Source organism: Mesorhizobium sp. M7A.F.Ca.MR.148.00.0.0, assembly GCF_003997735.1.
Lineage (GTDB): Bacteria > Pseudomonadota > Alphaproteobacteria > Rhizobiales > Rhizobiaceae > Mesorhizobium.
The window spans coordinates 1-240 of the sequence record NZ_RZTB01000677.1 but is presented as its reverse complement, the minus strand read 5'-3'; the positions used below and the strand labels follow the sequence as shown (position 1 = coordinate 240).

Genomic DNA, 240 nt, shown 5'->3' with positions numbered 1-240 from the left:
CGCAATAGGGCGTGCAGGACATCGTCTGGATTTCGGCACGCCGATAGATGCGCACCGACGAAGCGGCCTGCCGCACGACGGTAACCTGCTCATCGACGATGGGACTGCCGTCGGTATCGAGCACGACCAGATTGGTGACGCCGAAGCCTTTGCCGGTGAGCACGATCGTCGAAGCGTCCTGCACCGAAGCGTCGGCGATTGCCGGGTTGCCGACCACGATGGTGTCGGCGGGGCGCGACA

The 240-nt window shown here is 64.6% G+C and carries 1 protein-coding gene; it reads right to left on the bottom strand.

Features of this window, described 5'->3' with window-relative positions:
* On the bottom strand, positions 1 to 240 hold a 240-nt coding region (locus EOB49_RS35805), incomplete at both ends, for a pilus assembly protein N-terminal domain-containing protein (protein ID WP_206526236.1).